This is a genomic window from Grimontia indica (genome assembly GCF_000333895.2).
Lineage (GTDB): Bacteria > Pseudomonadota > Gammaproteobacteria > Enterobacterales > Vibrionaceae > Enterovibrio > Enterovibrio indicus.
Genome location: NZ_ANFM02000002.1, coordinates 23,368 through 41,403, shown reverse-complemented (window position 1 = coordinate 41,403; position 18,036 = coordinate 23,368). Strand labels below are relative to the sequence as shown.

At 51.3% G+C, this 18,036-nt stretch carries 15 protein-coding genes; 12 read left to right on the top strand and 3 right to left on the bottom strand.

Annotation, left to right across the window (positions count from 1 at the left end; all coding sequences use genetic code 11):
• The first annotated feature begins 59 nt into the window (after nt 1-59).
• Nucleotides 60-893 (top strand): Dam family site-specific DNA-(adenine-N6)-methyltransferase, encoded by an 834-nt coding sequence (locus D515_RS00825; RefSeq protein WP_002535221.1) that lies wholly within the window; start codon nt 60-62, stop codon nt 891-893.
• Here the strand turns inward: D515_RS00825 and D515_RS00820 are convergent.
• Nucleotides 890-1,123 (bottom strand): DUF2970 domain-containing protein, encoded by a 234-nt coding sequence (locus D515_RS00820; protein WP_002535220.1) that lies wholly within the window; start codon nt 1,121-1,123, stop codon nt 890-892. The two genes, D515_RS00825 and D515_RS00820, sit on opposite strands and share 4 nt — an antisense overlap.
• A gap of 186 nt (nt 1,124-1,309) precedes the next feature.
• Here D515_RS00820 and rpe point away from each other — a divergent pair, with 186 nt between their 5' ends.
• From rpe to D515_RS00765, 11 genes are all read left to right on the top strand, one after another.
• Entirely contained in the window at nt 1,310-1,984 is a 675-nt protein-coding gene (rpe, locus tag D515_RS00815; RefSeq protein WP_002535219.1) for a ribulose-phosphate 3-epimerase, read from the top strand.
• Between the two features lie 3 nt (nt 1,985-1,987).
• The gene (locus tag D515_RS00810; protein ID WP_002535218.1) at nt 1,988-2,686 is read left to right on the top strand and encodes a phosphoglycolate phosphatase; all 699 of its coding nucleotides are present in this window, start codon (nt 1,988-1,990) and stop codon (nt 2,684-2,686) included.
• Between the two features lie 78 nt (nt 2,687-2,764).
• Entirely contained in the window at nt 2,765-3,781 is a 1,017-nt protein-coding gene (trpS, locus tag D515_RS00805; RefSeq protein WP_039849424.1) for a tryptophan--tRNA ligase, read from the top strand.
• 266 nt (nt 3,782-4,047) lie between these two features.
• Complete coding sequence (locus D515_RS00800; protein WP_002535214.1) at nt 4,048-6,864, top strand: ExeM/NucH family extracellular endonuclease; 2,817 nt, start codon at nt 4,048-4,050, stop codon at nt 6,862-6,864.
• Between the two features lie 207 nt (nt 6,865-7,071).
• Nucleotides 7,072-10,404, top strand: coding sequence for a PAS domain S-box protein (locus tag D515_RS00795; protein ID WP_002535212.1), 3,333 nt, complete (start codon nt 7,072-7,074; stop codon nt 10,402-10,404).
• A complete protein-coding gene (locus tag D515_RS00790; RefSeq protein ID WP_002535211.1) occupies nt 10,394-11,362 on the top strand; it encodes a response regulator in 969 nt (322 codons plus the stop codon). Before D515_RS00795 ends, D515_RS00790 begins: the two co-directional genes overlap by 11 nt.
• Before the next feature lie 79 nt (nt 11,363-11,441).
• A complete protein-coding gene (locus D515_RS00785; protein WP_039849455.1) occupies nt 11,442-12,020 on the top strand; it encodes an aminodeoxychorismate/anthranilate synthase component II in 579 nt (192 codons plus the stop codon).
• A gap of 324 nt (nt 12,021-12,344) precedes the next feature.
• Nucleotides 12,345-13,562: an aspartate aminotransferase family protein gene (locus tag D515_RS00780; protein WP_002535207.1), complete on the top strand. Its 1,218-nt coding sequence runs from the start codon at nt 12,345-12,347 to the stop codon at nt 13,560-13,562.
• Between the two features lie 43 nt (nt 13,563-13,605).
• A complete protein-coding gene (astA, locus tag D515_RS00775; RefSeq protein WP_002535206.1) occupies nt 13,606-14,622 on the top strand; it encodes an arginine N-succinyltransferase in 1,017 nt (338 codons plus the stop codon).
• A gap of 12 nt (nt 14,623-14,634) precedes the next feature.
• Nucleotides 14,635-16,092, top strand: a complete 1,458-nt coding sequence (astD, locus tag D515_RS00770; protein WP_002535204.1) for a succinylglutamate-semialdehyde dehydrogenase — start codon at nt 14,635-14,637, stop codon at nt 16,090-16,092.
• A 33-nt stretch (nt 16,093-16,125) separates the two neighbouring features.
• On the top strand, nt 16,126-16,920 hold the full coding sequence (locus D515_RS00765) for a DUF1338 domain-containing protein (protein ID WP_002535203.1): 795 nt from the start codon (nt 16,126-16,128) through the stop codon (nt 16,918-16,920).
• 23 nt (nt 16,921-16,943) lie between these two features.
• On the opposite strand, the gene D515_RS00760 is transcribed toward D515_RS00765, so the two are convergent.
• Nucleotides 16,944-17,138 (bottom strand): hypothetical protein, encoded by a 195-nt coding sequence (locus D515_RS00760; protein ID WP_002535202.1) that lies wholly within the window; start codon nt 17,136-17,138, stop codon nt 16,944-16,946.
• 165 nt (nt 17,139-17,303) lie between these two features.
• A complete protein-coding gene (gene crp / locus D515_RS00755; protein ID WP_002535199.1) occupies nt 17,304-17,936 on the bottom strand; it encodes a cAMP-activated global transcriptional regulator CRP in 633 nt (210 codons plus the stop codon).
• Nucleotides 17,937-18,036: the final 100 nt, after the last annotated feature.

The following is an 18,036-nucleotide window of genomic DNA, read 5'->3' as shown; positions in this document are numbered from 1 at the left end:
GTTAAAAATGAGATACAATCCGCCACCGTTCGAGCAGCAGTGGTGGTGGATACACATTAATGAAAAAGCATCGTGCCTTTCTTAAGTGGGCCGGGGGCAAGTACTCTCTGGTCGACGATATCCGCAAGCACCTGCCGGAAGGAAAAAAGCTGATTGAACCATTCGTTGGCGCGGGCTCTGTGTTTCTGAACACAGACTACGACCAATACCGTCTGGCGGACATCAATCCGGATCTGATTAATCTTTATAATCTTCTCAAGCAAGAGCCGGAGCGTTACATCGAAGACGCCAAGCGCTTGTTTACCCAAGAGTACAACCAGAAATCAGCTTATCTGGCGATTCGTGAAGAATTTAACCAGACGAAAGATCCGTACCTTCGTTCCCTGTACTTCTTGTACATGAACCGCCATGGTTTTAACGGCCTGTGTCGTTACAACAAAAAGGGCGGCTTCAACGTGCCGTTTGGTTCATACAAGAAACCTTACTTTCCTGAAGCTGAGCTCGAGTTTTTCTCTGAGAAAGCAAAGAAAGCGACCTTTGTATGTGAAGGGTACCAGCAGAGTTTCAAAAGTGCCCGCCGTGGTAGCGTGATTTACTGCGATCCACCTTATGCGCCTCTGTCGACGACGGCCAACTTCACGACCTATGCGAGCGGCGGTTTCAGTTTGGACGACCAGGCATTGCTGGGTGAGTGGGCGCGTAAAGTGAGTATCGAGAAAAACATTCCGGTGCTGATTTCAAATCACGATACTGCTCTGACCCGAAGCCTGTATCATGGCTCTCACTTCAACATGGTGAAAGTAAAACGCACCATTAGCCGCAATGGTGGTGGGCGTAACAAAGTGGATGAACTGCTGGCACTGTTTGCTCCAGACGTATCAGAGCTTCTTTAATTTGGTATGATGAGCGAAACTAAGCCCATCAGCCCCAGCACAAACACCACGACAAACACGAAACCGACAACGATATAAGGCACCATACTGGCTTGCTGAAAATCCCGTTGTCGGTTTTTGTCTGACTGCACGCCAAACATCGCTGCAAACACGCTTTTTACCACATCCATCATGCCCACTTTTTCCTGTTGCGGTTTGTCGTTATCCATTGAGTCATCTTCACCATTCATCTTGATTAATCCCAGCTTAGAACAGGGGGAAGGGCAGCGTCTGTCCCAGCTTCAAAATTCAGAGGTTATGGTTTGAATCAGAGGATCTGATAAGACAGATGCCATGCAATCGGGTAGAATTGCGCCGAAATTCGGGTAACACCGACACCACTTTCGGGTAATGCCAATTTACAGTGAGGCTATAGGATGAAGGATTTTCTCATTGCACCGTCGATCCTCTCGGCGGATTTCGCACGTTTAGGTGAAGACGTTGAGCGCGTACTGGCAGCAGGTGCTGACGTGGTGCATTTCGACGTGATGGACAACCACTATGTCCCAAACCTCACCTTTGGCGCGCCAATCTGTAAAGCTCTGCGCGACTACGGCATTACTGCACCCATCGATGTTCACCTTATGGTGAAACCGGTTGACCGTATTATCCCAGATTTTGCCAAGGCCGGTGCCAGCATGATCACCTTCCACGCGGAAGCGAGCGAGCACATCGACCGCAGCCTGCAGCTGATCAAAGAGCATGGCTGTCAGGCAGGTCTGGTGTTTAACCCAGCAACGCCGCTGCACTATCTGGACCACGTGATGGACAAGCTGGATATGATCCTGCTGATGTCCGTTAACCCAGGTTTTGGCGGTCAGTCCTTTATTCCTGAAACCCTGAATAAACTGCGCGAAGTGCGTCGTCGTATTGACGAGAGCGGTCGCGATATTCGCCTCGAAATCGACGGCGGCGTAAAAGTAGATAACATCCGTGAAATCGCAGAAGCAGGCGCAGATATGTTCGTAGCAGGCTCGGCTATCTTCGGTCAGCCGGATTACAAAGCTGTGATAGACGAAATGCGCGCGGAACTGAGCAAAGTAGGAAAATAAACCGTGACGGTAAACTTTGACGACATCAAATACATTGCCTTTGATCTGGACGGAACGCTGGTAGATAGCGTGCCGGATCTGGCGGAAGGTATTCGCATGGCACTGGCAGATCACGATCTGCATTCGCCAACAGACGATGAAGTGCGTAACTGGATTGGTAACGGCGCAGAAATCATGCTCAAGCGTGCCCTGAGCCAGAGTGTCACTATCAAGGCTGATATTGATGAAGCACTGTATCAAAAAGTCCGTGAGCGTTTTGATTTCCACTACGCAAACAATGGCCATGACAAAACCATCGTCTATCCGGGTGTGAAAGAAACCCTGACTGCTCTGAAAGCGGCGGGTTACACCCTGGGTATTGTGACCAACAAACCGTATCAGTTCGTGCCGGAGATTTTGGCGGATTTAAATCTGGCGCAGTTCTTCACTGACGTGATTGGCGGTGATTCCCTGCCAACCAACAAGCCGGACCCGGAAGGTCTTCTCAGCCTGCGTGACAAGCACAGCCTGAACAACGAAAACATGCTGATGGTGGGCGATTCGAAAAACGATATCCTCGCCGCGAAAAATGCAGGTTACGCTTCTGTAGGTCTGACTTACGGATATAACTATGGTGAGCCAATCAGCGACAGTGCTCCGGAATTTGTCGCTGACCACTTCAACCAGCTTTTAACGGTTCTCAGCACCGAAAAAACAGCGTAAATTAAAGCTTCGACTATTTTCTCGAAATGACAGCCAGCAGCGATGCTGGCTGAATTGACTGACAGGAACAGAAAGAACATGAGTAATCCTACGACCAAACCCATTGTACTTAGCGGTGTTCAGCCATCAGGCGAACTCAGTATCGGCAACTACATTGGAGCTTTGCGTCAGTGGGAGCAAATGCAGGATGATTACGATTGCCAATACTGCATCGTAGACCTGCACGCGATCACTGTTCGTCAGGAAGCAGAAAAGCTGCGTGAAGCGACGCTGGACTCACTGGCGCTGTGCTTGGCTGTAGGCGTAACCCCAGAGAAAAGTAACCTTTTCATCCAGTCTCACGTGCCTGAGCATGCGCAACTGGGTTGGGTTTTGAACTGCTACACCCAAATGGGCGAGCTGAACCGCATGACCCAGTTCAAGGACAAATCAGCACGCCACGCGGAAAACATCAACGCCGGTCTGTTTGGTTATCCGGTACTGATGGCTGCGGATATCTTGTTGTATCAAGCGAATCAGGTGCCAGTCGGTAACGACCAGAAACAACATCTGGAACTGGCGCGCGATATCGCAACCCGTTTCAACAACGTGTATGGCGAGGTATTCACAGTACCAGAACCTTACATCCCACAAGTGGGTGCGCGTGTGATGAGCCTGCAGGATCCGACTAAGAAGATGTCGAAGTCGGATGATAACCGCAACAACGTGATTGGCCTGTTGGAAGATCCGAAAGCGATCGCTAAGAAAATCAAACGTGCAGTAACCGACTCCGACGAGCCACCACGTGTGCTGTTTGATATCGAGAGCAAGCCGGGTGTTGCCAACTTGATGGGTCTGATGTCTGTGGCGACCGGTAAAACGTTCGCAGAAATCGAAGCGGAATACGAAGGCAAGATGTACGGCCACCTGAAAACTGACACTGCTGATGCTGTGGTTGCTATGCTAGAGCCAGTACAGACACGCTATCAGGAGTTCCGTGCTGACCGAGCGTATCTCGATCAGGTGATGAAAGCTGGTTCAGAAAAAGCGTCTGCACGCGCTGCTGACACACTGAAAAAAGTGTACGAAGCAGTAGGCTTTGTTGCTTGCCCATAAGCACCGTTTAGAATGTTGAAAAAAGCAGCGAGAAATCGCTGCTTTTTTATTTTCGCCGCTATTCCCTCCACGTTCGCCTTCAATTCCCCCCTCCTTCTCGTGACTTTTGTTGTTATCTGAAATTGTTGATTTCTGAACGCCGTCCTGATTGTTGAGTGCTATGTCAGAATTGATATACAAACTTGGGCTTCCCATCACGTAAATGACATGTCGAGATGTTAAATCATTTGCACTGTTTATGACTTCAATCCCAATAAGGACAGAAAATGAAGATCTTTACATGGAGCCCTCTGGCTCTGGCTCTCAGTGCAGCGCTTCCTGCCAGTGCTGACATTCTCATCACGGAATACGTCGAAGGCTCCTCCAACAATAAAGCGATAGAGCTGACTAACACGGGTTCAGGGGATGCTTCTCTCGACAACCTCTCGCTCCGATTGGCTTTCAACGGTGCCACCAGTTTTGGTAATACAATTGCGCTTTCCGGTACCTTGGCAGCAGGTGAAAGCTACGTGGTTGCTAACAGCAGCGCGGCGGGGGAAGTCACCGACGTCAGCCAGCAAACTTCTGGTTCGCTCTCTTTCAATGGTAATGACGTGGTGGCCTTGGTCGATGAAAACGATAACGTGCTCGACAGCCTCGGGCAGCTAGGTAACAGCGGCAACTACGGAAAAGATATCACGCTGCGCCGTATCGACGGCAGCACAGGTCGCACAGATGCGTCTTCGGCGTTTGACGCCTCAGTGGAATGGCAATCTTTCGCACAAAATACCTTTGACGGTCTGGGTTGTAGCGGTGTTGACGCTTGTGATGGTGGAGGTGGAGGTGGCGGCACCTTCAGTTGTGAAGGTGAGACCCTCACACCGACTTATGCGATTCAAGGCAGTGGTGATCGCAGCCCACTGGTACCAGATGGCAGTTTTGAAGCTGAGGGTACCTACTATGTCGAAGGTGTTGTTACCGCGGTAACAGAGAGCCTCTATAAAGGCTTCTGGCTTCAGGATGCTAACGGTGATGGCGACAACGCAACCTCAGATGGTCTGTTCATCTTTACGGGAGATGCCCCTCAGGGTATTGAGCCTGGCATGCAGGTTTGTGTGGCGGGTACTGTCAAAGAGTTTTTCAATCTCACTCAACTGGATGCGTCCGACAAGCAGTGGGAGGTGATTGATACCGTGGGCGAGCTTCCTGTCACTGATTTGGCAGTGGAAGAGGGTGAAACGCTGGATGCGGCGCTTGAACGTCATGAAGGCATGAAAGTGCGTCTGACGCAGGAAAGTGAACTGGTCGTGACCCGTAACTTCGGATTTGATTACGATGCTTTCCGAAACAACATGGTACTTTCATACGAAGCGCCCAACTTTAAACCGACACAACTGTATATTGCTGGTTCTGATGACGCGGTAGCCTTGGCTGCAGCTAATGATGCAAACCAACTGTTTGTGGAGTCAGACCGCAAAGCGCCGAATGGTGTTGTGCCTTACTTCCCGGGTCTGGATGCTGAGCAGGGTTATATTCGTATCGGCGATACTGTCACTAACCTCGAAGGTGTGATTGGTTACAGCTTCAGTGATTACCGTTTGGTGGTGACCAATGAGCTGGTGGCGAGTGACTTCGTGCGTGAAGAAGATCGCACCTCAGCGCCAGAAGCGTTTGCTGACACCAACCTGAAAGTGGCCAGCTTCAACGTACTGAATTACTTCACCAGTGCGAGTGCCATAGGCGGCGATCTTAATGTTACCTGTCAGGATCAGGCAGATGCTGATGCTTCCCGTGGTTGTAACCGTGGTACCAAAGACGCCGCAGAGTTCGCGCTGCAGCAGGCGAAAATCGTCAATGCATTGACCGCCATGGATGCAGACATCGTTGGTCTGATGGAAATCGAAAATAACGGTTTCGGTGAAAACGGCGCACTGGCAAATTTGGTGGCTGAGCTGAACGCCCAGTTTGCTGATGAAGCTGATCACTACGCGTATGTGACGCCTGCAGAAGCCGATTTGACCGAAGGTACATTCCTTGGCAGTGACGCCATTCAGGTAGCGCTGATTTACCGTCCAGCGCGCGTAGAGCTGAAAGATGATGCCATGGTTATCCGTATGCCTGAGCAACATATCAGTGGTGAAAACCCTGACGGCGAAACCCGCCAGTTGGATAAATTCCAGCGTGACAGTCTGATGCAGTCTTTCAACCTAAAACGCGGTGAAACCCTGTCTATTGCGGTCAGCCACTTTAAGTCGAAAGGTTCTGGTTGTTACGAGGATTGGGTTGCTGGTGAGTTTAGTGACGATCCGGCCGATCTTCAGGGGCGTTGTAATGAGTTCCGCGTTTCTGCCGCAGAAACCCTAGGTAACGCTCTGGCAGGCGTGAAGGGCGATGTGATTGCGCTGGGTGATTTCAATGCCTATGCGCAGGAAGACCCAATGCGCGTGCTGACCGATTACGATGCGGATGCCGCGGAGCGTAAGATTGTCACTGCAGCAGGCACCTCGATTGCTGGTGTGACGCTGGATGAAACGGCGCGTGAAGTGGGTGACGGTTTTGGATACGTCAACTTGGCAAGTTATGCATTGGGCGATGAAGCCTTTTCTTACACCTTTGATGGCGAGCTCGGTAGTCTCGACCACGCGGTGGGCAATGCCAGCGTGCTGGAGAAAATCACAGGCGTGGAAGACTGGCACATCAACTCAGTGGAAAGCACCCTGTTTGAATATTCCGGCCGTTTCACCGGTGATTTGGTCAAATCGACAAACCCATACTCGTCGTCAGATCATGACCCTGTGATCGTCAGCCTGAATTACCCGGACAAGCCGCAGAAGTTCAAGCTGCGCTTTAAGAACAAGAGCTTCTTCTGGGTTCAGCCGACGGTGAACGGTGAAGTGAATGAAAACCGTCCTTGGCTGCGTTGGAAAACCAACATGAAATACACCGAAAAGAGTGAATTTCTGAAAGACCTGGGTGTTGGGTACGGCGACTCCGTCGAGTTGGGCTTCCGTCTATGGGGCTTTATTGCGATTCCATGTGGAGATGCCGTGCTGGAAGAAAACACACGCGCTGTGTTTAAAGGATTCCAGTGTAAGATCAAATAGTCCTCTACCTATCCTGCCACAGGCTCCTTCGGGAGCCTGTTTTTTTCCGCCCTTTTAATGGGTTGCCTGCTGAATCTTGACTAAGCTTTAGTCATGTCTCATAGACAAGGCAGTGTCTTGTATTTGTGATGTTGAATGTCAGGTGCCTATATTCACCCAGTCACCAGACGGCATTGCAGCATCAATTTTTTGGCTTCGGAAGCTTTCATGTCGATCATTGAATCACTATCGATGTTCCTTCTACCGGCGGCAAGCGAGCAGCTATTGCCAATGGGCTATATTGACCCGTGGCTCCAACTGTTGGCGGCCATGGCAGCGTTTATTGCCGCTTCCATGACCTTCATTCACCGTCCGCTGGAAGAAAAGAAACTGCATTGGTTCAAGGTGTCTCCTGTACCTATCAATGCACTGACACTGACGGTCGCCATGTCGTTGGTTCATGTTGCCAACGTTACAGCCAGTCCGACCTACCAGTCCTTGGGTTTCCAGCCAGCTTTGTTGTATCTGCCATTGGTGTTGACCTTCGGGCTCAACTTTTCAGCGCTCAGGATGATCTCGTTTGCCAAGAACAGTCCATTTCGAATCCTGGTGGCATCTGGCCTTATCACGCTGGCCATGGTATTGCAGAATCTGATGGCTTTTACTGGCGTGAATCTGACGTCAATCTACCAACTTGACGCCGCGATTTATTCTCTCGCTGTTGTGATTTCAGGTTTTCTGGTGACCATTGCTCTTTGGAGCCGCTTCTCAACAGAGAAAACCGGATTTTGGGATAAAAATCTTACTGCCGGGCTACTCAGCGGTGCTTGCTTAACGGTTGGCTCGCTGGTGATGGCGTTGGCGTCTTCAGAAGCGGTCGTGTTGTCGCGTCAGCCTCTTCGTGATGAAGCCCTTCTGTTCACTATTCTCGATGTGGTGCTGGTGCAGGCATTTCTTGCCATGTTTGTGATTGTCTTCAATCAGTTGGCTAATGCCTGGCTTTGCAGCCATGCTGAGGCGCACCTATTTAGCAAACGGGAGGAGCAGCTTTCCTCCATCCTGCAAACCGCGACGGAAGCCATTGTGGCGATTGACCGCAAAGGCAATATCACCTATTTCAACAAATCCGCCGAGCGTGTTTTCGGTTGGCACTCTACAGAAGTGCTTGGCAAAAATGTGCGTCTGCTGGTGACCGATGAGCATCAGCACCGCCACGATATGTACATTCACAACTTCCTCGAAAGGGGAGACGCATCCGTGGTGGGATCGGTGCGGGAAGTCATGGCCAAACGGCGCGACGGTTCGCAACTGCCCGTCAGGTTGTCTATCGGCCATCATGGTTCTCAAGGGCAACATGAATTTGTTGCCGTGATTTCAGATATCTCTGAACAACGCAGTATGGCTTGGGCGCTTCGGGAAAATGCCAAACAGTACCGGGCGTTGGTTTCCAACCTGCCATGTATGGCGTTCAGGGAAATGACCGGAGCGACCCGACATATCGTTTATATCAGTGACGCGGCGAAGTCATTGACCGGGTATAGCGCGTCTATCCTGACCGGGGAAAATGGCGTTTCCCATTTTGTCGACCGCATTCATCCCAGTGATACCGCCAGCTATCGAAAAGTGCGGGAGCTGGCTTCCCGGCGCAATGGAAAGTACGACTGTGAATACCGCTTTCTGACCCGGGATGATGAAGAGAAATGGTTCTGGGAAATTGGTCACAGCTACCGTGCGGAAGATGGCAGTACCTGGATAGACGGTGTGATTATTGATGTGACCGAAAAGCACGAAGCAGAAGAAGCGTTCGAGGAAAAACTGCGTCTTGCGGAAAAGGCGACTCAATCCAAAGCCTCTTTCCTTGCCAACATGAGCTACGAGTTCCGCTCACCCATGAATTCTATTCTTGGCCTGACGGAAGTCTTGATTGAAGAAACGGCAAGTCCTGCTCATCGACATCATCTGGAAGTGATTCGTGAGTCTGGCAACAGTCTATTGAAGCTTATCAACGATATTCTCGATACGTCGAAACTGGAAAGCCAATCCCTGCCGCTCGATATCGCTGATTTCTCGCTGGTGCAGCTTTGCCGCCAGATTGAGTTCATCGCCCGAGAGACGGTTCAGGCGCGCGACCTTTACGTCAGCTTGCATTACAACGACGCACTCTGGGAGCACTATGTCGGTGACTCTCGACGCATTAAGCAGCTGCTGCAAAACCTGATGCGAAGCGCTCTGACCAAAACGGAAAAGGGCAACGTCGCCCTCCATGTTGTGCCAACCAATGACATCGTGCGCTTCGCGGTTGCCAGTTACGCCTATAACCAGAAAGAAACCAACCAGGAAGAAGCGGTGAACACCGGGCAGACACTTTCTGCGACACTGGTGACCCAGCTCATTGAGTTGATGGGAGGACACCTCTGGTTTGATGGCGAGTCGATTCATGGCTCTGTGGTGTATGCCGATTTGCCCCTGATCCCGGCGCAAAGTTCCTCGAGAATGCGCGAGGTGCCTGCCGCCAATTATGCCTTGCCGCCGCTGGAAGTGTTGGTCATCGATGATGTGCAGCGCAACCAGCAGGAACTCAGGGATATGTTGCTCCGTCAGGGTGTGAAGGTGCTGACATTTACCGACCTTGAAGCGGCGGAAGATGTGCTGAAAACACAACCTGTGGATGCGGTTTTTCTCGATGCTTACCTCAGTGAAGAACATTATCCGTCCCCGCAAACCCTGCGTGCCTGGGCTGAGGTGTGCCGCAGTGAGCGACTGAAAGTGGTCGCGATGAAGCTAGCGGCAGACCCCACGACTGACAGCGAGTGGGAGGCACTAGGGTTTGATTACACCATCGACAAACCGTTTATCAGCAATGATGTCTTCGCCATGCTGGCGAACTGTTGTGGCGGGGAAGGCGCTGACAATGTTGCCGTACTCACTCCCCCGACTGATGAGGCCGAACTCTTTGATGATGCATGGGCATTCCAGCATTGGCCTACCACCGACATTTTGCTCAGTGTGATCCGGGAGTTCTACACCACCTATGGCGGGCTACCGGAGACCATCCAGCATCTTTTGCTAGAGCAGCCGGAAGCACTGGAGCCTTTATTGAAGCAAGCCAAAGAATCGGCGAAGTGCATCGGTTTTCCAGCGATAGAGCAGCGAGTGACTAAGTTGCTGGGTTATGTGGAAGCCGGTGATGTTGCAAAAGCGGAGTCTAAGTTGGAAGCCCTGCAGCAAACATTGCAAGAAACCTTTGACCGGGCGCTGGCTTACCTTGGCATCAGGGCTCACGAGCTGGAAGAAGGCGCGTTGGATAGCCCAATGTCCCAGGAACAGTTTGAACGCAAAACCGAGGTCTTCGTCAGCAAACTGGCTGAAGGTCAGTATGACGATGAACTCTATAAAGAACTGGTACCAATGATGGCGGGGCTGGTTCCCCCCACCTTGCTGTCGCAGTTTGTGGCATCGATAGAAAGTTTTGAGCTGGATGAAGCTTATCGACTGATTCTGGCCGTGACAGAACAAATGCCAATGTCACAGAACACAGGAGTACAAGGCTATGGCGTATAAAGTGCTTGTGGTGGATGATGAACCCAGCAATCTCCATGTGATGCGAACTATCTTGCAGGATCAATACACGCTGATTTTCGCCAAAAGTGGCGAGCGGGCGATTGAATTGGCAATGCAACAGCGCCCGGATTTGATTCTTCTGGATATCATGATGCCTGGCATGAATGGCTACGAAGTCTGCCGCGCACTGAAAACCGAAAAAGCAGTCAGCCATATTCCGATCATCATCGTATCGGCACTGGATGAATACCAAAGTGAAGTGGAAGGCTTGAAAAGCGGCGCGGCGGATTTCCTGATAAAGCCCGTGTCGCCAGAACTGGTAAAAAGCCGCGTCGCGAACCTTTTAGGGGAAGCACGAGCTACCATCATGCGGGAAAACTACCAACTGGTGATAAACCAAATTGCTGCAGTCGCCGCGCTTCACAACAACTACGTGGAAATCACCGCGCCCCGTATTGCAAAGTTTTGCGAGTGGTTGGCAGTAAAATATGGCCTGACCAAATCCAAAGCTGAGGACATTGGCCTGGCCTATCCGCTTTGTCAGATAGGGGAGCTTTGGGACGATGGCGGCAACAACACGACAGCAGAAAGTCGGAGTTTGCTGCTGCTATCAGAGGCCACCAAAGGATTTGCCTGTGTCGCCGCAACTTTGCTGACCTACAAAAATACCCGCTGGGATGGCTCCGGTTTCCCCGAAATTGAAGGGGATAAAATTCCTGAAGAATGCCGGGTGGTAACGGTGGCTGAAGCGATCGACAAAGAGATCGAAAACCTCGAAGGCAGCGTCTCAGAGAGGGTGAAAGGGGCGATTTTAGCGCTCTCCCAAGAAGCGGGAACCCTTGCTGACCCTAGGCTCATCCACATTCTGGACGAAAACAGCGAAGAGCTTTGTAGCCTCTACTTTGATTGGCTGGCCTCACCGTGGCCAACGCCCATTCTCCCTATCAACGAGTTCTGATGCAGTGTGAATAAGCCTGTGTTAGCATTTGCGCCCAGTCCCGCTGATGTATGGCGGGCAGGACGTGATGGGAACCACTGTGCTTTTGATTATTGATAACTACGATTCATTTACCTACAACCTGTATCAGTACTTTTGTCAGTTGGGTGTCGAGGTCGAAGTGATCCGCAACGACGCCATTACCCTGGCCGACATTGAAGCCATGTCTCCTTCACATCTGGTCATCTCTCCAGGCCCTTGCACGCCGGATGATGCGGGTATCTCCCTTCAAGCGATTGAGCACTTTGCTGGAAAACTGCCGATTCTTGGCGTGTGTCTGGGACATCAGGCGCTGGCGCAAGTGTTTGGTGGCAAAGTGATCCGTGCCAAGCAGGTCATGCATGGTAAAACCAGTCCGGTTATCCATCGTAATCTCGGCGTGTTTCACTCGCTGAACAATCCGCTGACAGTAACCCGATACCACTCACTGGTGGTGGAAGCGGATACATTGCCTGAGTGTTTTGAAGTGACGGCATGGACAGAAGTGGAAGGTGAGTTTGATGAAATCATGGGTATTCGCCATAAAACCCTCGACCTTGAAGGTGTGCAGTTTCACCCAGAAAGTATCTTGACCGAACAAGGCCACCAACTGCTGCAGAACTTCCTTACACGCGATTGATTCCAACTCTGGCATTCAACCTTCCGAACTTGTGTTGAAAGCCGATCATCATCACTCTTTTTACATTTTTGTTTCGCCGTTTTCCTGTTGTTAACAGTGAAACCTTATTCACTCCCTTCGTGCTATCTCTCGTTTATTTCCCAACAGGAAAGACAGTCTTACCGCTTGTTCTATTAATCATTTACCCTTCTTCACGCATAAATATGGCACTTGTGTGAATTTCCCATAGTTTATTGCGCTAGATTATAAAATTTTCTGCTATTGATGCGGTTAATGAAATGTAAATACTATGCTTATAGCAGAATCGACAGAAGGATATGAGCGATGACAGCCGAACATAAAGTAGAACGTAAACTGTTCGATGAAGTGATGGTGCCATGTTATGCACCCATGAATATGATCCCGGACAGAGGCAAGGGTGCTCGTATTTGGGATCAGGATGATCGCGAGTACATCGATTTTGCCGGCGGTATCGCCGTGAGCTGCTTGGGACATTGCCACCCAGTGATGGTGGATGCATTGAAAGCCCAAGCCGAAAAACTGTGGCACCTCAGTAATGTCATGACCAATGCACCTGCACTGCGTCTGGCGAAAAAGCTGACTGAAGTGAGTTTTGCTGAGCGCGTTTTCTTTGCTAACTCTGGTGCAGAAGCTAACGAAGCAGCGCTGAAACTGGCACGCCGCTGGGCAGTGGACGTCCACGGCCCAGAGAAGAGCGAAATCATCGCCTTTACCCAAGGTTTCCACGGCCGTACTTTCTTCACCGTCACCGTGGGTGGTCAGGCTGCATACTCCGATGGCTTCGGACCAAAACCGGGCAACGTCACCCACCTGCCTTACAACGATTTGGATGCACTGGCTGCGGCCATGTCTGACAAAACCTGCGCCATCATGATGGAACCACTGCAAGGTGAAGGCGGTATCGTCACCCCAGATCCCGCTTTCGTTCAAGGCGTTCGTGAGCTGTGTGACAAGCACAATGCTCTGCTGATTTTCGATGAAGTTCAGACAGGTAACGGCCGTACAGGGACTTTCTACGCGTATGAGCAAACCGGTGTGACGCCAGACATCCTGAGCACGGCGAAATCGCTGGGCGGTGGCATCCCAATTGGTGCCATGCTGACCACTGAAAAACTGGCTGCTCACATGAAAGTCGGTACCCATGGCTCCACTTACGGCGGTAACCCGCTGGCATGTGCGGTTGCCGAAGCGGTGGTGAACGAAGTGAGCAAGCCGGACGTGCTGGCTGGTGTGAAAGAGCGTGAAGGTTGGTTCCGTGAAGGGCTGGAAGCACTGAATGCGAAGTACAAGATGTTCAGCGAAATTCGCGGCAAAGGCCTGCTGATTGGTGCTGCCCTCAACGAAGAGTGGAAAGGGCGCGCCCGTGATGTGCTGCTGGCTGCTGGCGAAGAAGGTTTGCTGTTATTGGTTGCCGGTACCAATGTGGTACGTATGACCCCATCACTGGTTATCACCAAAGAAGAAGCAGAAGAAGGTTTAGCGCGACTGGATCGTGCACTGGCAAAACTGACGGCGGCATGATCGCCCAACGTTTTGACCACTCATTGCATCAGGAGGAAGTAAGATGCTGGTAATTCGACCAATCAGAGAAACGGATTTTGACGCCTTAATGCTTTGTGCAGAGGAGTCCGGACACGGTTTTACGTCGCTCCCTGTTGACGAAACCCTGATTAAAGGCCGTATTGATCACTCGCTGGACAGTTTCGCCCGTAACGCACAAGCACCGGGCATGGAAGGTTACCTGATGGTAGCGGAAGACACTGAAACTGGCGAAGTGGCAGGCACCACCGGCATTGAAGCGGCCATCGGGTTGGACAACCCGTTTTACAGCTACCACATCAGTAAAATCGTTCACCATTCACGTCGTCTGGATGTGCATAACGTGGTGGAAGTACTGACCTTCGGGAACAACTACACGGGTGCAACGGAAATTTGCACCCTGTTCCTGCGCCCTGAGTTCCGTCAGGGATTGAACGGTAAATTGCTGTCTAAATGCCGCTTCCTGATGTTGGCCCAGTTCCCGGAAAAATTCTCCGACGTCATCTTCGCAGAAATGCGCGGTGTATCTGATGAAGACGGAAACTCGCCATTCTGGGCTTGGCTTAAAGAGCATTTCTTCTCGATTGATTTCACCTTGGCAGACTACCTGACAGGAACGGGCCAGAAAGGCTTCATCGCTGATCTGATGCCTAAGCTGCCAATCTACGTGAGTCTATTGAGTGAAGAAGCGCGTGAAGTGATTGGACAGGTGCATGAGAAAACCCGTCCGGCACTTCGCCTTCTGGAAAAAGAAGGTTTCACTTGCCGTGGCTATGTCGACATTTTCGATGCTGGCCCAACGGTAGAGTGCCTTCGCCAGAACATAGATTCTATTCGTCGGTCATTCACCGCAAGAGTGAAGATCGCCGAGCACAGCAGCGCACAGGATTATTTGATCTGTAACAGTGACTTTGAAAACTTCCGCGCCACTGCAACCAAGGTTGGTGTCGATGAAGAGCGCAATGAAGTGCTCATCAGCAAGGAAGTGGCAGAAGCGCTGTTTGTACAAGATGGAGATACCGTGCGTCTGGTGTCGGTTTAGGAGAGACGATCAATGACACAATGGATTGAGAACAAAGCCATTGAGGGTAAGGGCGACGCGTTCGAATCGCTCAACCCATTTAACAGCGAAGCGGTCTGGTCCGGCAAAGCGGCCACGCCTGAGCAAGTGGAAGCGGCGGTTGATGCCGCGCGTTGTGCGTTTATCAGCTGGAAAAAAACGCCGTTTACCGAGCGCCAGGCGCTGGTGGAGCGTTTCGCGGAAAAAGTAAAAGAAAATAGCGAGCATATTGCGAAAGTGATCGCCGAAGAAACCGGTAAACCACTGTGGGAAACGCGCACAGAAGCGGCGGCCATGGTCGGAAAAATCGGTATCTCTTTGCGTGCCTATCAGGAACGTACTGGTGAACGGGCAAAAGACGTAGCGGGCACACAAGCGGTGCTGCGTCATCGCCCGCTGGGTGTGATGGCGGTATTTGGCCCATATAACTTCCCTGGGCACTTGCCGAATGGTCACATTGTTCCGGCATTACTAGCGGGTAACACTGTGGTGTTCAAACCCTCAGATCTGACGCCGAAAACGGCCGAAGAAACCCTTAAGCTCTGGATTGAAGCGGGTTTACCTGAGGGCGTGATCAACATGGTTCAGGGTGGTCGAGAAACCGGTGAAGCGCTGGCGCAATCAAAAGGCATTGATGGCTTGCTGTTTACCGGCAGTGCCAACACTGGCCATATCCTGCACCGCCAGTTCGCAGGTCAGCCGGGCAAAATGCTGGCGCTCGAAATGGGCGGCAACAATCCAATGGTGATTTCAAATGACTATGGCGAAGTAAATGCTACGGCATACACCATCATCCAGTCAGCCTTTATCAGCGCAGGTCAGCGTTGTACCTGTGCCCGTCGACTCTATGTGCCGAAGGGTAACAAGGGTGATGCCTTGCTTTCCCGTTTGGTCGAGATGACCAAGAACATCCGCGTCGGTGGTCAGTTCGATGAGCCAGCACCGTTTATGGGCGCGCAGATTTCTGTTCGCGCCGCAGAAGGCATTCTGGCTGCGCAGGCGAATCTTGAGTCTCTTGGCGGCGAACCACTGCTGAAAGCAGAGTTGCTGCACGATGCTGTGGTGTCTCCAGGCATTATTGAAGTGAGCAAAGTTGCTGAGCTGCCAGATGAAGAATACTTTGGCCCACTGCTTCAGGTGGTTCGTTATGATTCGCTGGAACAGGCTGTCGAGCTTGCCAATGATACCCGCTATGGGTTGTCTGCGGGTCTGGTATCCACCGATGACGCTGAGTGGGATTACTTCCTCGACCATATCCGCGCAGGCATTGTAAACCGCAACCGACAGTTGACGGGCGCAAGTGGTGATGCACCGTTTGGTGGACCTGGCGCGTCGGGTAACCTTCGTCCAAGCGCTTACTACGCGGCAGACTACTGCGCTTACCCGATGGCATCGATGGAAGGTGAAGACGTTTCACTGCCAGCACAATTGAGCCCAGGGCTCTCACTTTAATATTCCGCAATCACAAGCATTCAGGAGGATGTGATGGAACGCGTTCAGGCTTTATTCGACGGACTTTGGAAAGATTACACTGCACGCCTGTGCCCTTCAGCAGCAAAGGTTCATCAGCTGCTGGAAGAAGGCACGCCGCTGCTGAATGACCACATTGCACTGCGTACCTTTGCGTTGCCAAAAGTGGGTCTCGACAGGCTGGCTGCGCCTTTCATTGCTATCGGCTATGAGCCAAAGGGCGAATATGAATTCAAAGCTAAGAAGCTGTTCGCACGCCATTTTGAACATCCGAACCCTGATGCACCTAAAGTCTTCATCAGTGAGCTGTTGGTCGGTCAATGCTCTTCAGAGCTTCAACTGGCAGTTCGCTCGCTGGTGGACCAAGTGGATGATGCCGCATTAAATGATCCTGCTTTCCTTTACGGTGGCCGTTTGTGGGATATCGACTTTGATACTTACAAGAAACTGGCTGATGAAAGTGAATATGCAGGCTGGTTGTCAGCGCATGGCTTTGGCGCCAACCATTTTACTGTCAGTGTGAATCAGCTGAGTACGTTGGACACAGTAAAAGGCGTCAATGACCTGCTGCGCCAGTCTGGCTTTGCCATCAATGAGTCTGGCGGGGAAGTGAAAGGTAGTCCGGAAGTGTGTCTGGAGCAGTCATCGACCATGGCTGACAAAGTGAGTGTGGTTTTCAGCGACGGCGAACAAACCATTCCTGGCGGATTCTACGAATTTGCCAAGCGTTACCCGCTGGCTGACGGCTCTCTCTACCAAGGTTTTGTCGAAGCATCAGCAGACAAAATCTTCGAGAGTACCGATCAGTAACGCTTCATCAGTGAAAGGCTAACTCAGTAGGATTGCGTGGTTGGCCAATCTTCCGCTGAAGGCGTGTCTAAACGACGTCTGTCCTCGCCTAGCATGCACTGAATGTGGTAGTGCGATGGGTCGCTAAAGCCAGTCAATTCAGTGCTGAGGTGGCCCGGGGTAGCGGAAACTGGCGTTTGCTGAGCAGGTTGTGAGAAGTGCTGGATTTCCATGTCCATGTCGATGTTCCCTAATACAACGACTGCATGCGAATGCATACATAGCTTGCATTGAAAATTAGCACTGAATAATGACATTCGCTGGAAAATCGACGTGATCACGATCACGCTGCAAACAAAAAAGCCACCGCATAAACGGTGGCTTTCTTTTTAGGCTGGGTACGCTTAGCGAGTACCGTATACCACGATGGTTTTACCGTGTGCAGAAATCAGGTTCTGTTCTTCCAGCATCTTCAGGATGCGGCCAACGGTTTCACGTGAACAGCCAACGATTTGACCAATTTCCTGACGGGTGATCTTGATTTGCATACCGTCTGGGTGAGTCATTGCGTCTGGTTGTTTTGCCAGGTTCAGCAGCGTCTGAGCGATGCGACCAGTTACGTCCAGGAACGCCAAGTCACCAACTTTCTGGCTGGTCACTTGCAGACGGCGAGCCATCTGAGAAGACAAGCGCATCAGGATGTCTGGGTTAACCTGGATCAGCTGGCGGAATTTCTTGAATGAGATTTCTGCAACTTCACATGGAGATTTTGCGCGAACCCAAGCGGTACGCTCCTGATCTTCCTCAAATAGGCCAAGTTCGCCAATGAAGTCGCCCTGGTTGAGGTAAGAGAGGATCATCTCTTTGCCTTCTTCATCCTTGATCAGTACAGCCACAGAGCCTTTCACGATGTAGTACAGCGTTTCTGCTTTCTCACCCGCGTGGATAAGAGTACTTTTCGAAGGGTACTTATGAATGTGGCAGTGTGAAAGGAACCACTCTAGTGTTGGGTCTGTTTGAGGTTTTCCTGGAACCATATATCTCATTTCCTCTGCAGTTGTTGCCTGATGAGTCTTCCTTAGCCCACCGTCCTGCGGCACAAGTCCGTTGGATAGCATAAAGTGTCGGCAGTCAGGC

Bases quoted from the DNA above. Each gene is read 5' to 3' on its own strand.
- rpe (WP_002535219.1), top strand. From the start codon at position 1,310: ATGAAGGATTTTCTCATTGCACCGTCGATCCTCTCGGCGGATTTCGCA.
- D515_RS00790 (WP_002535211.1), top strand. From the start codon at position 10,394: ATGGCGTATAAAGTGCTTGTGGTGGATGATGAACCCAGCAATCTCCAT.
- D515_RS00795 (WP_002535212.1), top strand. From the start codon at position 7,072: ATGTCGATCATTGAATCACTATCGATGTTCCTTCTACCGGCGGCAAGC.
- astA (WP_002535206.1), top strand. From the start codon at position 13,606: ATGCTGGTAATTCGACCAATCAGAGAAACGGATTTTGACGCCTTAATG.
- D515_RS00760 (WP_002535202.1), bottom strand. From the start codon at position 17,138: ATGGACATGGAAATCCAGCACTTCTCACAACCTGCTCAGCAAACGCCA.
- astD (WP_002535204.1), top strand. From the start codon at position 14,635: ATGACACAATGGATTGAGAACAAAGCCATTGAGGGTAAGGGCGACGCG.
- D515_RS00820 (WP_002535220.1), bottom strand. From the start codon at position 1,123: ATGAATGGTGAAGATGACTCAATGGATAACGACAAACCGCAACAGGAA.
- D515_RS00800 (WP_002535214.1), top strand. From the start codon at position 4,048: ATGAAGATCTTTACATGGAGCCCTCTGGCTCTGGCTCTCAGTGCAGCG.
- D515_RS00780 (WP_002535207.1), top strand. From the start codon at position 12,345: ATGACAGCCGAACATAAAGTAGAACGTAAACTGTTCGATGAAGTGATG.
- D515_RS00825 (WP_002535221.1), top strand. From the start codon at position 60: ATGAAAAAGCATCGTGCCTTTCTTAAGTGGGCCGGGGGCAAGTACTCT.
- trpS (WP_039849424.1), top strand. From the start codon at position 2,765: ATGAGTAATCCTACGACCAAACCCATTGTACTTAGCGGTGTTCAGCCA.
- D515_RS00765 (WP_002535203.1), top strand. From the start codon at position 16,126: ATGGAACGCGTTCAGGCTTTATTCGACGGACTTTGGAAAGATTACACT.
- crp (WP_002535199.1), bottom strand. From the start codon at position 17,936: ATGGTTCCAGGAAAACCTCAAACAGACCCAACACTAGAGTGGTTCCTT.